Source organism: Psychrobacillus soli, from assembly GCF_006861775.1.
GTDB classification, from domain to species: domain Bacteria; phylum Bacillota; class Bacilli; order Bacillales_A; family Planococcaceae; genus Psychrobacillus; species Psychrobacillus soli.
Genome location: NZ_VDGG01000011.1, coordinates 1 through 12,546, shown reverse-complemented (window position 1 = coordinate 12,546; position 12,546 = coordinate 1). Strand labels below are relative to the sequence as shown.

General features: G+C 36.9%; 16 protein-coding genes. 13 read left to right on the top strand and 3 right to left on the bottom strand.

Annotated elements, in window-relative coordinates:
- Positions 1-7: 7 nt before the first annotated feature.
- The 4 genes from FG383_RS06525 to brnQ all read left to right on the top strand — a co-directional run bounded on the left by FG383_RS06525 (position 8) and on the right by brnQ (position 2,919).
- The gene (locus FG383_RS06525) at positions 8-490 is read left to right on the top strand and encodes a Na+/H+ antiporter subunit E (protein WP_142606167.1); all 483 of its coding nucleotides are present in this window, start codon (positions 8-10) and stop codon (positions 488-490) included.
- Complete coding sequence (locus FG383_RS06520; protein WP_142606165.1) at positions 490-774, top strand: Na(+)/H(+) antiporter subunit F1; 285 nt, start codon at positions 490-492, stop codon at positions 772-774. The genes FG383_RS06525 and FG383_RS06520 overlap by 1 nt, the downstream gene beginning before the upstream one ends.
- Positions 752-1,111, top strand: coding sequence for a Na+/H+ antiporter subunit G (locus FG383_RS06515; RefSeq protein ID WP_425467633.1), 360 nt, complete (start codon positions 752-754; stop codon positions 1,109-1,111). The genes FG383_RS06520 and FG383_RS06515 overlap by 23 nt, the downstream gene beginning before the upstream one ends.
- A gap of 458 nt (positions 1,112-1,569) precedes the next feature.
- Positions 1,570-2,919, top strand: coding sequence for a branched-chain amino acid transport system II carrier protein (gene brnQ / locus FG383_RS06510; RefSeq protein WP_142606163.1), 1,350 nt, complete (start codon positions 1,570-1,572; stop codon positions 2,917-2,919).
- Positions 2,920-2,964: 45 nt separating this feature from the next.
- Here brnQ and FG383_RS06505 read toward each other — a convergent pair whose 3' ends face one another.
- Positions 2,965-3,609 (bottom strand): GntR family transcriptional regulator, encoded by a 645-nt coding sequence (locus tag FG383_RS06505; protein ID WP_142606161.1) that lies wholly within the window; start codon positions 3,607-3,609, stop codon positions 2,965-2,967.
- 88 nt (positions 3,610-3,697) lie between these two features.
- Entirely contained in the window at positions 3,698-4,324 is a 627-nt protein-coding gene (locus tag FG383_RS06500; RefSeq protein ID WP_142606159.1) for a YfbR-like 5'-deoxynucleotidase, read from the bottom strand.
- 127 nt (positions 4,325-4,451) lie between these two features.
- Between FG383_RS06500 and FG383_RS06495 the strand changes: the two genes are divergently transcribed.
- From FG383_RS06495 to FG383_RS06485, 3 genes are all read left to right on the top strand, one after another.
- On the top strand, positions 4,452-4,937 hold the full coding sequence (locus FG383_RS06495) for a TraR/DksA C4-type zinc finger protein (protein WP_142606158.1): 486 nt from the start codon (positions 4,452-4,454) through the stop codon (positions 4,935-4,937).
- A gap of 79 nt (positions 4,938-5,016) precedes the next feature.
- Entirely contained in the window at positions 5,017-5,406 is a 390-nt protein-coding gene (locus FG383_RS06490) for a thiol-disulfide oxidoreductase DCC family protein (RefSeq protein ID WP_142606156.1), read from the top strand.
- Positions 5,407-5,480: 74 nt separating this feature from the next.
- On the top strand, positions 5,481-6,473 hold the full coding sequence (locus tag FG383_RS06485; protein WP_142606154.1) for an NAD(P)/FAD-dependent oxidoreductase: 993 nt from the start codon (positions 5,481-5,483) through the stop codon (positions 6,471-6,473).
- 80 nt (positions 6,474-6,553) lie between these two features.
- Here the strand turns inward: FG383_RS06485 and FG383_RS06480 are convergent, their stop codons facing one another.
- A complete protein-coding gene (locus tag FG383_RS06480; RefSeq protein WP_142606152.1) occupies positions 6,554-6,928 on the bottom strand; it encodes a nucleotide excision repair endonuclease in 375 nt (124 codons plus the stop codon).
- Between the two features lie 131 nt (positions 6,929-7,059).
- Between FG383_RS06480 and FG383_RS06475 the strand changes: the two genes are divergently transcribed.
- The 6 genes from FG383_RS06475 to FG383_RS06450 all read left to right on the top strand — a co-directional run bounded on the left by FG383_RS06475 (position 7,060) and on the right by FG383_RS06450 (position 11,965).
- Positions 7,060-7,560 carry a DinB family protein gene (locus FG383_RS06475; RefSeq protein WP_142606150.1) on the top strand — a complete coding sequence of 167 codons (501 nt, stop codon included), beginning with the start codon at positions 7,060-7,062 and terminating at the stop codon, positions 7,558-7,560.
- 72 nt (positions 7,561-7,632) lie between these two features.
- A complete protein-coding gene (locus FG383_RS06470) occupies positions 7,633-8,616 on the top strand; it encodes a diaminopimelate dehydrogenase (protein WP_142606148.1) in 984 nt (327 codons plus the stop codon).
- Positions 8,617-8,670: 54 nt separating this feature from the next.
- The gene (locus FG383_RS06465) at positions 8,671-9,615 is read left to right on the top strand and encodes a dipeptidase (RefSeq protein ID WP_142606146.1); all 945 of its coding nucleotides are present in this window, start codon (positions 8,671-8,673) and stop codon (positions 9,613-9,615) included.
- A 147-nt stretch (positions 9,616-9,762) separates the two neighbouring features.
- On the top strand, positions 9,763-10,236 hold the full coding sequence (locus FG383_RS06460) for a hypothetical protein (RefSeq protein ID WP_142606144.1): 474 nt from the start codon (positions 9,763-9,765) through the stop codon (positions 10,234-10,236).
- A gap of 12 nt (positions 10,237-10,248) precedes the next feature.
- Positions 10,249-10,623, top strand: a complete 375-nt coding sequence (locus tag FG383_RS06455; RefSeq protein ID WP_142606142.1) for a YobA family protein — start codon at positions 10,249-10,251, stop codon at positions 10,621-10,623.
- Between the two features lie 169 nt (positions 10,624-10,792).
- Positions 10,793-11,965, top strand: a complete 1,173-nt coding sequence (locus FG383_RS06450) for an MFS transporter (RefSeq protein WP_142606140.1) — start codon at positions 10,793-10,795, stop codon at positions 11,963-11,965.
- The last annotated feature ends 581 nt before the right edge of the window (positions 11,966-12,546 follow it).

Below are 12,546 nucleotides of genomic sequence, written 5' to 3'. Positions count from 1 at the left end.
ATGACAGATGCCAGCACAGTTTTTACTTAATTTATTTATAGCGTTCCTTTGGATGTTGCTACAAGATGAGGACGAACTGAAAATTACCACCTTTTTCGGTGGATTCCTCGTTGGAATTGTTATTATTTTCTTGATGCATCGATTTTTCGGTACGCAATTTTATTTAAGGAGATTATACTCACTAATTAAACTAATTTTTATATTCATAACGGAACTAGCGGCTTCTAGTGTGTTGATCAGTAGGCAAATATTAAGTCCAAAGTTAAGGATAAAGCCAGGCATTTTCACGTATAAAACAGAACTGCGTGGAGATTGGGAAATTACAACGCTTGCGATGTTACTCACGTTAACACCGGGATCAGTTGTAATGGAAGTGAATCCTGCAGGGGATATGTTTTATATTCATGCAATGGACATTGAACAATCGAAAGCGGATGTTTTACGATCCATTACAAAGTTTGAAAAAGCAATTATGGAGGTGACACGCTAATGGTGGAGAAGATACTGTTAACAGCTCTGGCTTTATTTGCTATCTCTATTGTAATAGCTTTAGTTCGAATTATTATAGGTCCTTCGATGCCAGACCGCGCTGTTGCTTTAGATATGATTGGGGTTAACTTGATCTCCATGATTGCAGTCATCTCGATCGTGCTTAAAACAAAAGCCTTTTTAGAGGCAATACTCATATTAGGAATACTTGCTTTCATCAGTACAATCGCCATTTCGAAGTATGTTGAAAGGGGGATTATCGTTGAACTTAAATCAGATGATTGAGTTAGGAGCAGCATTGCTCATATTGCTCGGAAGTATTATGAGTGTGGTAAGTGCATTCGGGATAATCCGTTTACCTGATGTATATACAAGATCACATGCTGCAACGAAAAGTTCCACTTTAGCCGTATTATTATCTCTTACTGGTGCATTTGTGTATTTTTGGGTGCATGAAGGTTTTATCAGTGTAAGATTATTGCTCGGAATCGTATTCGTTTTCTTAACGGCTCCTGTAGCTGGGCATCTTATTACTCGAGCAGCTTATCGAGGTAGAGTAAAGCTTACGGATAATTCGGCTGATGATGAGTTAAAGGACTTACTTTTTCCCGAAGATAAATAGTACAAGTAGAAAAGCTAACACTTTAAGAACTTATCTTATAGTGTTAGCTTTTTTCTAGTTTAGGAAATGAAAAAGTGTAAGGTATGCCGACATTTAGAGATAATGCGTCGTAGTGAGTTGTATAAAGCGTGCGCCTAAAGCAAAAATCCAAACGGTTACTTTTAGTTACTTGTTATTCCTATATTGTACTATCTATTTTTTATTTGAATATTCCGGAAACTATAGACATATAAAGGACACTTACGTTTTTTTAGTAAAATGAATATTATTCCAATAAAATAAATGTTCGATTAATTTCGATTAATATATTGCATTCTGGCAAAATACATAGTATTATCAAGTCTGATATATTGCATACAGCAGTGATGAAGGAAAATCATTTGCATAGCATTCATCTTAGAGGGAATTATACAAACAATGAGAAATGATTATTTCTTATATCACAGGAGGAACAAAGAATGGACAAGAAAATATCATTTTCCAATTACCTTGTTATCGGGGTAATGTTATTTGCACTGTTTTTTGGAGCAGGCAACTTAATATTTCCAGCAAGTTTAGGGCAAAACGCTGGTACTAACGTATGGCCAGCAGTTCTTGGTTTTTTAGCAACCGGGATAGGATTACCTTTCCTAGGTACACTTGCAATGGGCTTTTCAGGCAGTAAAAATTTACAAGATTTATCAAACAGGGTGCACCCAATATTTGCAGTAGTATTTACTTCTTTATTGTACTTAACAATCGGACCGTTCTTTGCACTTCCAAGAACGGGGGCAGTTTCATACGAAATAGGGATTCAGCCTTTTATAAGTGCAGAATATGCACAAATTGGATTACTTATCTTCACGATATTCTTCTTTGGGATAACAATGCTATTCTCGCTAAATCCATCTAAAATTGTGGACAATGTAGGAAAGTATTTAGCGCCGGGGATTATCGTTGGTTTATTTATTTTACTATTATTTGTTTTCATTAAACCGATGGGTGGATTTGAGCAACCTCAAGGAAATTATGTGGATAAAGCATTCATGACTGGATTTACAGAAGGTTACAACACAATGGATGCACTGGCGTCCCTCGTATTTGGTATCATTGTAATCACTGCAATTCGATCAATGGGTATTACTTCAACGAAAGGAATTATTACAGCAACCTCGAAAGCTGGTGGTGTTGCAATTTTCTTCCTAGGTGTCATTTATGCAGGTATTGCTTATTTAGGGGCAACTAGTACAGGGCTTTTTGGTTTGTTTGATAATGGGGGACCTGTATTAAATAGTGCTGCTGAGCATTATTTCGGTTCTTTAGGAGCAGTTCTTTTATCTATAGTAATCTTCTTAGCATGTTTGACTACTAGTATTGGTTTGACTACTGCATGTGGGGAGTATTTCCATACATTATTGCCGAAAATTAGCTACAAAACATTGGTTATTTTCTTTAGTGTATTTACTTGTATTATTGCTAACTTTGGGTTATCTAATATTATTACTTATTCGATTCCGGTTTTAATGTTGTTATATCCTTTAGCAATTGTCATTATCTTGTTGACGTTTCTTTCTCCATTTTTTAATCATGCGAGAATTGTATATGGCAGTGTTATGTTCGTGACATTTTTAATAAGTGTTATTGATGGTTTTAAAGCGTTATGCGGTTCTTTGGGCGTTGAATATTACGGATGGTTGAAGCCGATTGTATCGTTTTATGAGAATAGTTTACCGTTTTATGATGTTGGTTTAGGATGGTTGATTCCATTTATTATTGTTACGATTATTACTGGTGTCATCGCAAGATTCCAACGAGTGCATACTGCTTAAAAGAAAAAGATTCATTCCCGTTAAATAAATGGGAATGAATCTTTTTTAAAATTCTTCAATAGTATAAATCCAATTGGAACGCATAGTTTCTGCTAGTTTTTTAGCATCTTTATCTCGTAGAAGTTGAATAATTTCTGCATGCTGTTCAATGGATTGTTCTCTTAATATAATCTTTTCATAATAGAATAGTCTACGCACATGTGCTTGAAGCATTTCTACCATAGAATCTATGTATGGGTTATTCGCACTTTCTACGATGATCTGATGAAACTCTTCATCTACTTTTAGTGCAGTAGTGAATTCTTTTGCAAAAAGAGCCTCCGCAAATTGCTTGTTTTTTTCTTCTAATAGTTGCAGGGTAGTCTCCTCGATTTTTGGAATAGCAAGCTCAGCTGCAAGCGCTTGCAAAACTGCTAACGGAGGTAGAAGATTATTAATATCCTCCGTTTCGACAGCTGACACTTGTGTAGCTCTACCTGGTTGCATAGATACAAAACCTTGTGATTCTAAGAGTTGCAATGATTCACGAATCGGCGTTCTACTAACCCCTAATGCTTGTGCTAGCTCAATATCATTGAGTTTTTCTAAAGGTTGAAGTGTACCATCAATAATCCATTGCTGTAACTGATTGAAAGCATGTAGTTTAGCAGTAGTGCGAATAGGTTTTGCATGATTAACAGGTATTGGCATTCAACACCCTCCTCCCAATTTTCTTAATAGTTCAATAATATTATACACTATATTATACAATATATCGCATTTTCGTGGGAAATTATTTTTATTCTATTAAAAGCTTTAGCGTGAGGGCTTTCACATCTATAACAGATTTTTCAGCAATCATATCTTGAAGCATAACTTCCTTAAAATACGCAATACTCTTTGGGAGAGGTATATGAAAAATCTTTCGAAGGGCATTTTCATACATTTTAAGAAACTCAACGTCTGTATTCCCACGTTGTAATTCTGCAAAAGCTTCGTATACTTGGTCTAGTTTATCTGCAAGCTCCAATAATCTACCTTCGATTGTTTCATCTTTTCCTTCTTTCATTCTGTCAAAAAACACGGTGTGAAATTCTTCTGGTATCTCATTTTTTATAAAGTTTTCCATCATTTTTTCTTCCACATGTGAAAGCATTTGTTTTAATTCAGGTGAGGCATGTTTCACTGGTGTTTTTATATCACCGATGAATATTTCTGCAAAGTCATGGTTAATTGTTTTCTCGTAAAGCGATTTCCAATTGATCGTGGCACCGTTGTTTTCTTCTATTGTAGCAAAAAACATAGCATATTGGGAAACTTTCCAAGAATGCGCCGCAACATTATGTTCTTCAAATTTGAAACGTCCAGGAGCTCGAATAATTCTTTCTAAATCATTCATGCTCATAAAAAACTTATGAATCCCCATAAATAACACTCCTTTATAGTTATCATACTCCATTTGTTCAATTTAATGTAATGTTTCAATCACGAGTGGAAATTGTTTTATTTCGGTGAAATGTGGGAACTCTATAAGGAATGAAGGAGGAATTTATATGTCGAAATACAATAAGTTAAAAGATACGTTACAGGAGCGTTTAAGTGAGCTAGAACATAGCATAGATAATGACGAAGAGTTTGAAACGACCGAGTTATCCAATTATGATAATCATCCCGCGGATAATGCAACAGATTTAACGGATAAACATACGAGGTTGGCGTTAAGAAAACATTATGAAGAGGAAATAGCCGATATTAAAGAAGCTTTAATCGCTATAGATGAAGGTAACTACGGCAAATGTACGGAGTGTGGTAAAGAAATACCGCTTGAAAGGCTTGAAGCTGTTCCAACTACGACTACTTGTGTGGAGCATGCACAGCAACAAGTGAATGAGGAAATACGTCCACTAGAAGAATCACTACTAAATTCAACAACCGATCAACCGGTAGATGATGAAGACCCTCGAATAAGGGATTATGAAAACAGCTTTGAAATTTTAGAAGAAGTCGGTTCCTCTGATACTCCTTCTGACAAACAATAAATACGATGCCTCAGTATACCTATGTACTGGGGCTTTTTCTGTGATAATTGATATACTGTTAGAAAGGGAGGGATTTCATATGACTGCTATTATTTTGTTTGACGGAGAATGCAATTTCTGCGATGCAAGCGTTCAATTTATTATTAAAAGAGATCCTCATGGATATTTTCGGTTTGCGGCTTTACAAAGTGATGTTGGAGAAGATCTAAAGAAAAAGCATTTAATTGCTGACAAACTGGATAGTGTGATAGTAATTGATAATAATACAGTATATGATTCCTCAGATGCAGCACTTGCAATTTGTAGACACTTAAATGGAATTTGGAAAGGATTTTATCTGCTCAAAGTAATTCCTAAGTCGTTTAGAAATAGTGTGTATAAAATAATTGCGAAAAATAGATATAAATGGTTTGGGAAAAAGGACAATTGTATGATTCCAACTCCAGATATACGAGACCGATTTCTGTAACGTCGTTTCAATCTATGTTAAGCTATAGATGAGAATCATTTTCATTTTTGAATTACAGTGAGGTGGATGTAAGAATGGACGAGGAATTGTACGATGTAATCATTATAGGTGGCGGTCCAACAGGATTATTTGCATCTTTTTATGCGGGACTACGTGATTTAAAGGTGAAAATAATCGATAGCTTACCACAGCTTGGTGGTCAGTTAATGGAGCTTTATCCTGATAAATATATATATGACGTTGGCGGGCTACCGAAGATTTTAGCGAAAGATTTAGTAGCGAATTTGGAACAGCAAGCAGCTTATAGTAATCCAACCATTTGTTTAGAAGAAACAGCAGTAACCCTCGAAAGATTGGCGGAATATTTTGTATTGACGACAGATAAAACGGTACATTATACGAAAACAATTTTACTTACTTCCGGGATTGGTTCTTTTCAACCACGTAAATTAAGTGTGTCGGGAGCAACGGAGTACGAAGGGAAAAACCTTCATTACAAAGTAGCAGATATTAATCATTTCAAGGACTCAGATGTACTTGTTTTAGGTGGAGGAGATTCAGCTCTCGATTGGTCACTTATGTTAGAGGATGTCGCTTCGAACGTCACAATATGCCACAGAAAAGAACAATTCACAGCGCATGAAATGACTGTACAACAGCTGCAACATTCGAAGGTGCAAGTGAAAACGCCCTTTGTCGTAAAAGAATTAGTTGGAGATGGAGAGAATATTCATGAAGTGGTGATCGTTGCCAAAGATAAATCAGAACAACGAATTCCGGTAGATCATGTCCTTGTCAATTATGGAAACGTCGCATCACTCGGCCCTCTAAAAACTTGGGGATTGAATATGCAAAAAAATTCAGTCGTTGTGAATGAAAAAATGGAGACGAACTTAGAAGGAATATATGCAGCCGGCGATGTATGCACCCATGACGGGAAAGTAAAACTGATTGCTGTTGGATTTGGAGAAGTACCGATTGCAATTAGCCATATTAAAACGTTTATCGATCCAAAATCGAGAGTGCAACCACTTCATAGTACGAGTATTTTTGAAGAAGTAAAATAGTAAGGGCAGGCAATTTGGTCATCAAAAAACACAAAGAGAAAAGTTGATCACTTTACTCTTTGTGTTTTATTTTAGGAAAATTATCTAAAAAACGCTTTGTCGATATTATACTTAGATTTCAATGTATTAATCGCATATGTTTCGTAAATTTCACGATCCATTGCCTCGTCTACTATGCTTACGCTGATTTTGTACACTTCGTCACGATGCTTAATCATTGGTGATACATTGTCTTCAAAATGCTTTTTAATACGTTGTCTTATTTTACGTGCTTTCCCAACGAATAAAAGCTCATCATTTTTGTTATAAAACATAAAGATGCCACCTTTATCACGAGGGAGTTGGTGGAAATCGATAAATCCATGAATCGATGGGATTTCAATTTCTCCTTCTTTAAGCACTTGTTCACGTTGCGTGATCGTAACGGTTGGTTTCGGTAATTCAATTTTAATCAATTTGCTCACGTCCTCTTATTGTCTGTCCTTTAGTCTACCATAACCGGACAGTAATATCTATTCGCAAGAGAGCAGGAATCTATCTTTAACATATCGAACTATAGCTTATAGCTAAATTTGGAGGGATCAAGATGATTAGAACAGTAGAAGACTTTTTGATAAACTGGAAACATGAAGCAGAATCTACGCTTAAAATATTCCATACATTAACAGACGAATCATTACATCAAAAAGTATATGAAGAAGGCAGAACACTAGGTACGCTAGCTTGGCATATCGTCGTGACAATCGATGAGATGGTCGGGAAAACTGGATTGCAATTCAAAGCTACTCCACATGATGCACCTAAACCAATAACAGCAAAAGAATTGGCAGTAGCTTATAGAGAATCTAGCGATGCGATGGTTCAAGCGATAAAAGAACAGTGGTCAGATGAAACACTTTTAGAGGAAAAAGATATGTACGGTCAAACATGGACAGTTGCAACTATTCTTCAAGTATTAATATCCCATCAAACACATCACAGAGGTCAAATCACGGTGTTAATGAGACAAGCGGGACTAGTTGTTCCAGGAATGTATGGTCCTTCAAAAGAAGAGTGGTTGGCTTTTTCTGGAGAAGCGCCTGAATAATTATCCGTTGACTGTTTGGTATTATGCATGTATTTTTAATACTATGAAATCGTAAATGTGGAGGAAAAGTAAATGAGTAAAATTAAAATTGGTATTATTGGATACGGAAATTTAGGACGAGGAGTCCAATTAGCAGTAAAACAAAATCCTGATATGGAGTTAGTTGGTGTATTTACTAGACGTGACCCATCAACTGTTGAGGTAAATGATGCTTCGGTTGGCGTATATTTAGTAGAAGACGTAAAAGATTTTCAAGATAAAATCGATGTAATGATTTTATGTGGTGGTTCTGCGAAAGATCTGCCAGAACAAACACCAGAAATAGCGCAGACTTTCCATACAGTGGATAGCTTTGATACGCATGCATTAATCCCAGAGTTTTTTGATAAGGTGGATAAAGTAGCGAAAGCTTCTAACAAAATTAGTGTAATTTCAGTAGGCTGGGATCCAGGCTTATTCTCGTTAAACCGATTGCTTGGAGAAGTAGTACTTCCAGAAGGTAATACATATACATTTTGGGGAGATGGCTTAAGCCAAGGACATTCCGATGCAGTACGCAGAATTGAGGGAGTAAAAAACGCAGTTCAATATACACTTCCTGTAAAAGAAGCGGTAGAACGCGTTCGTAGCGGAGAACATCCAACCCTTTCCACACGTGAAAAACATACGAGAGAATGTTATGTTGTATTAGAAGATGGAGCGAGTAAAGAACAGGTAGAGCAACAAATTATCACAATGCCAAATTACTTTGCTGACTACGATACAACCGTGCATTTTATCACGGCAGAAGAATTACAACAAAATCATAGTGGGATGCCGCATGGTGGATTTGTTATTCGTAGCGGGGAAAGTGGCACGCACGAAAAACAATTGATGGAGTTTTCATTGAAGCTTGAAAGTAATCCTAATTTCACTTCCAGTGTATTAGTTGCATATGCAAGAGCAGCTTACAGACTAGGTCAATCCGGTCAAAGTGGTGCCAAAACAGCTTTTGATATTCCATTAGGGCTACTTTCACCAAAATCCGCAGAACAACTTCGTACAGAATTATTATAAAATTAGACCGGTACTTCTTTATAGAAGAGTGCCGGTTTTTTTAGGAGGAAAAAGATGAAAATATATGACTTACATTGTGATGTGCTATATAAACTCGCTAAAGCAGAGTCACCGATTTCTTTTACAGATTCACCTTTACTACAAGCAAATAAAGAACGACTAGAGGCCGGTAAAGTGGCTCTACAAGTATTTGCAGTGTTTGTATCTGAAGGATTTCCGAAAGAGAAGCAGTTCATGGAGGCAGTACGACAAATTGAATTTTTCCATACTGAAATTGTTGGAAAACATGAGAATGTAGTAGCGATTTATAAGTGGGAGCAACTTGAAACACTACAAGAAGGGCAAATCGGTGCGGTATTGTCACTAGAAGGTTTGGACATGATGAATGGAGATATAGAAAAGCTAAAGTTGCTACTATCCCATGGGGTTAAATTAGTTGGTCTTACATGGAATGGTGTAAATGCTGTAGCAGACGGTGCAGCGGAGGAATCTGGCACAGGGTTGACCTCATTTGGTGAAGAAGTAGTGACGTTGTTAAACGAGCAAAATATCATTATCGATGTATCCCATTTAAGTGAAAAATCATTTTGGGATGTGCTTCCAAAAGCGAAATGGCTTATGGCAAGCCACTCGAATGCTAGAACGATATGCGACTCCAATAGAAATTTAACAGATCACCAACTAAAAGCACTAATCGATAGAAATTCACCCATTCATATTGTATATTACCCACAGTTTATTAACAATTCTGAAAAGTTTGTGGATATCTTTGATTTAGTAAAACATATTGATCATATCGTATCTCTTGGTGGAGCACATTTAATAGGATTAGGATCAGACTTTGATGGAATTAGTGAATTTGTAAATGGCTTGGAAGATGCCTCGAAAACACAAAATTTAGTGATTCATTTATTGAAGAGTTATACGACAGAAACGGTTCAGGGATTCACATCACAAAACTTCAGTCGATTTGTTGGTGAAATTAGCAAGGAGGAATAAGACAAATGGGTAGTTTACCAAGTTGGTTTTTTGCAGTTGCCATTGCAGTAGTGATTTGTTTCGTAATCGTTGCAGAATGGTGGACGCGTAGAGGGTGAATAGTATGATATACTAGACAAATGAAAAAAGTAAAGAAAGAGGAATCACATGCTAACATTTGAAGAAAAAGAAGCAATTATTCAAGAATTTCCGGAGCTCACTCGAAAAGAAGTTTCTTTAAAACGAGTAAATTACCATTATGAAGAAAGTTTATATGAAAAAACGACAGTAATTTATCATCTCCATCCGAATGGGAATGGTTTTGTCTATGTAGGTGACCTTCCACAATATGAAGAAGCCAATGACAAAGGACTTTTGAATATCCGTGAGGCTTCTGCTGACGAATTAAGACAATTGATTAAAGATTCCATTGCTTATTTAGCGACAGAGGAAGAAGAGGTTGCCGAGGAAGAGGTAGAAGAAGAGTGGAAAAACAAAGAAAACTCAAAGCTAACCTTATTGCAAGAGGATGAAATGTGGAATATTTATCATGGCTACAATTTAGAAGAAAGCTTCGGTTCTTATGCAGAAGCAAAAGCGTATCTATTAGAAGAAGGCTTCCGTAAAGTGGCTTCTAAGTAAGGGGGATTTCATGTGAAAGGAAGATCTACTGTTGCTATCATGCTAGTCCTTACGCTTATAGCTATTGGGGCTATCTTTTATTTCATCATGCAGTTTTATGAAAAAAATCCAACCCAATCTCAGCCAACTGGATATATGACTGGAATTATTGTAGATATGAATAACACGAGTATACTGGTCGTAGATGACCTTTTAACAGAGGAAGCAAATAAACTATCCGTCCAAGAAGCAATTGATAATGGAAAAGATGCAACATGGTTTACGATTACAATGGCTCAAAGAGATACGTTAGAACTATACGACCAGGTAAAAGTTGGTTATGATGCTTTAGCGGAGTCGTATCCAATGCAAGGAACAGCCAAAACGCTTGAAAAGTTGAACGAATAATAGGAGAGAGTTGCTCGAATGGTAAAACGAGTGACTCTTTTTCTGTCTTGGGGTAGTTCCCCACAATTATTATTTTCATGTGGAGTTCAATTGCTTTCTTGTATAGTATTCGGTAGCATGGTATTCTTTTGCAAGAATGCTATTATTTTTGAATGAAAGTTGGAAACGAATGACTAAAGATCAACGAAAGAAACTATTTGTTTTAATGATAAATATGTTTATCGCAATTGGAAGTTTTGGAATTATTATTCCTATTTTGCCAGCGTATTTAAAGTCGATAGGGCAGGGAGGAACGGCAGCGGGACTGATGATCGCGATATTCGCTGGGGCACAGCTCATCATGTCCCCGATTGCTGGAAAATGGGCAGACAAATATGGCAGACGAATTATGATTATTGCGGGTTTAAGTGGCCTAGCTTTATCTATGTTCGTGTTTTATTTTTCTGATTCGGTAAGTATTTTATATGTATCACGAGTAATAGGTGGTGTCGGAGCCGCATTATTAGTTCCTGCAATTTTTGCTTATGTAGCAGATATCACGACGATGGATCAACGTGCAAAAGGGAATAGTTTTATCTCTGCATCAATGTCACTTGGGATTGTTGTTGGACCCGGCATTGGCGGTTTCTTAGCAGAATTTGGTTTGAAAATGCCACTTCTAATCTCTGCAATCGTAGGTGTCCTAGCAGTTGTCTTTTCATTGTTTGTTCTAAAAGAAAGTAAACCAGAAACAAGTAGCACTCCTGAACATAAACCTGAGCCTATGGTGCAAGAAATCGTTCAATCGTTTAAGAAACCATATTTTATCCCACTTGTTATTACACTAGTAATGAGTTTTGGGTTGATGGCGTATGAATCCGTTCTTGGTCTTTTTGTAGATAATGAATTTGGTGCTTCTCCGCAAGACATCGCCTGGATGGTAACAGCTACTGGAATCGTCAGTGTGATTGTCCAGTTGGCAGCTGTTGATTGGGTTGTACGCCGTTTTGGGGAAGAGAATGTATTGAAAATATTTTTAGGTGTAGCAGCTTTCGGGTTTCTCCTTTCAATTATCGTATCAAACTATGCATTTTTCTTTGTTATTACAATGATTATTTTCCTTTCTACTTCCATTTTACGTCCAGTACTTACGACGCTAATATCGAAGCTAGCAGGAGAAGAACAAGGATTTGCGATGGGTATGAATAATGCATATATGAGTATTGGAAATGTGTTAGGCCCACTTCTTGCGGGATTATTATATGATGTGCATATAATTTATCCATTTGTTTTAGGCCTGATCGTACTACTTATTACAATGATTGGATCAATTTTGTGGAAGGGTACGAAGAAAATAGCATAAGGAGAGTTGCCCCGTATGATGAATTGCGGGGCAGCTTTTTTGTTTTATAGGAAGCTAGAAAGTAGATGGTATGTAACTGTTTAGGGATACTGCGTGGTAAGGAAGTGACCGGTAGGATTTTCGCTGCTGGGCGGACGCTTTCCGTGGGGTGAGCGATGAGCCTTCACCGTCGCGCCTGCGCGCGTCCGCCTGAGAAGTCTCATTTTGCTCACACAGAGGAACAAAGGCTAAAAACGCCACATCGTGTGGCAACGCCTTCGTGACCAACATCCTGTTGGCCTCCCAGCAGCGAAAATCCATGGGAATTTCTTACTAATTTTGCGTCTACTGTTATCAGAGCTTTAAATTGATTAGATTCACTACGCAATATTTATTAAAGCTAATTAGAAAATGCTTTCTCCAAATAAGTAGAGTATTTACTTAGGATAAAGTTCGTTTCATACAACCATTTATTGGTATGAAACCTCGTATTCATCGTTGTCTCACTCCAAGTAAACTTGTTATTTTAAGATTTGGTTGCTTTCACTAGCAATTTGGTTGCTCTCGGATTTGATTTGGTTGCTTTCCGAATAGAACTGGTT

Bases quoted from the DNA above. Each gene is read 5' to 3' on its own strand.
- brnQ (WP_142606163.1), top strand. From the start codon at position 1,570: ATGGACAAGAAAATATCATTTTCCAATTACCTTGTTATCGGGGTAATG.
- FG383_RS06485 (WP_142606154.1), top strand. From the start codon at position 5,481: ATGGACGAGGAATTGTACGATGTAATCATTATAGGTGGCGGTCCAACA.
- FG383_RS06525 (WP_142606167.1), top strand. From the start codon at position 8: ATGCCAGCACAGTTTTTACTTAATTTATTTATAGCGTTCCTTTGGATG.
- FG383_RS06460 (WP_142606144.1), top strand. From the start codon at position 9,763: ATGCTAACATTTGAAGAAAAAGAAGCAATTATTCAAGAATTTCCGGAG.
- FG383_RS06465 (WP_142606146.1), top strand. From the start codon at position 8,671: ATGAAAATATATGACTTACATTGTGATGTGCTATATAAACTCGCTAAA.
- FG383_RS06500 (WP_142606159.1), bottom strand. From the start codon at position 4,324: ATGGGGATTCATAAGTTTTTTATGAGCATGAATGATTTAGAAAGAATT.
- FG383_RS06495 (WP_142606158.1), top strand. From the start codon at position 4,452: ATGTCGAAATACAATAAGTTAAAAGATACGTTACAGGAGCGTTTAAGT.
- FG383_RS06505 (WP_142606161.1), bottom strand. From the start codon at position 3,609: ATGCCAATACCTGTTAATCATGCAAAACCTATTCGCACTACTGCTAAA.
- FG383_RS06520 (WP_142606165.1), top strand. From the start codon at position 490: ATGGTGGAGAAGATACTGTTAACAGCTCTGGCTTTATTTGCTATCTCT.
- FG383_RS06490 (WP_142606156.1), top strand. From the start codon at position 5,017: ATGACTGCTATTATTTTGTTTGACGGAGAATGCAATTTCTGCGATGCA.
- FG383_RS06450 (WP_142606140.1), top strand. From the start codon at position 10,793: ATGACTAAAGATCAACGAAAGAAACTATTTGTTTTAATGATAAATATG.
- FG383_RS06470 (WP_142606148.1), top strand. From the start codon at position 7,633: ATGAGTAAAATTAAAATTGGTATTATTGGATACGGAAATTTAGGACGA.
- FG383_RS06475 (WP_142606150.1), top strand. From the start codon at position 7,060: ATGATTAGAACAGTAGAAGACTTTTTGATAAACTGGAAACATGAAGCA.